The sequence below is a fragment of the Bacillus sp. 05T31 genome (assembly GCF_056396725.1).
In genome coordinates this window covers 1-1,069 of the sequence record NZ_JBFTMA010001030.1, presented here as the reverse complement: position 1 = coordinate 1,069, position 1,069 = coordinate 1, and the positions used below count along the sequence as shown (strand labels likewise).

General features: G+C 30.1%; 2 protein-coding genes. One reads left to right on the top strand and one right to left on the bottom strand.

Translation table 11 applies throughout. From position 1 onward, the window contains the following. On the bottom strand, positions 1-152 hold a 152-nt coding region (locus AC1DJR_RS31035; RefSeq protein WP_477004369.1), incomplete at its 3' end, for an alpha/beta fold hydrolase. Between the two features lie 275 nt (positions 153-427). Here AC1DJR_RS31035 and AC1DJR_RS31030 point away from each other — a divergent pair. Next, a partial coding sequence (locus tag AC1DJR_RS31030; protein WP_477004368.1) for an ABC transporter transmembrane domain-containing protein occupies positions 428-1,069 on the top strand: 642 nt, incomplete at its 3' end.

Sequence of the window (1,069 nt, the reverse complement as noted above, 5' to 3'; positions counted from 1 at the left end):
CCTTTATCGTCGCCGTGACCTAATAAATCATAAGTTATAATGTTGTAGGAGGCAGAAAATCGTTTATGCTCTTTTTTGAAGGCGCGGCGATTTCCAACTAATCCATGAATAAAAATGATTGTTTCCTTTTCGGAATGTTTATTTGTTTGCAAAAAGGATACTCCTTTCAATGCTGGAGATTTATATAGTGTTTTAAATTAGCTAATTGATAAAATTAGTTATATATTTTCTATGCGTAGTCTATAATTTACATAGAATAATAATAAGTACCAGGTAATAATATCAGATATTTATACTTGTTGTAAAGATGAGTTTATATGTATATTTTGTAAAATTAGAAAAAAGTGTGTTTACATTCAGTTTACATTTATAGCGTAKTCTAGTTTTAGAAAGAATAGTTTTGTTTATAACGAGGAGATGAACGACAATGGAAGTTAGAAATACAGAAAAGAAAAAAGGGAATTGGAGGCAGTTTTTACGTCTCATTCAAGATACAAATCCACYGAAAGGCATTCTTATTTTTGCATTAATAATGAGCTTACTTTCTACTGGAGCGAGTTTGTTTATTCCAATGCTGACAAAAGGKTTAGTTGATAATTTTTCACTTTCTTCAATTAGTACGGGACAAATTGTTGGATTAATTGCATTCTTTATTATTCAAACAATTGCTGCGGGATTGTCTATTTATTTACTGAATTATATTGGACAAAAAATTGTGGCTGGACTTAGGGAACGATTGTGGAAAAAGGTACTTATTTTACCAGTGTCTTATTATGATCAAAACAGAACGGGAGATACAATTAGTCGTATGACAAATGATACAGGTGTTGTTAAAACATTAATTTCTGAGCATTTGTCAAACTTATTAACAGGCGGTATTTCAATTATTGGGTCATTAATTGTATTATTTGTTTTAGACTGGAAAATGACAATTTTACTTTTAACGGTTATTCCATTATCGGTACTAATTTTAGTTCCACTTGGACGGAAAATGTATAAGATTTCAAAAGCACTTCAAGATGAAACGGCTTCTTTTACTAGTGTATTAACACAAGTACTATCAGAAATT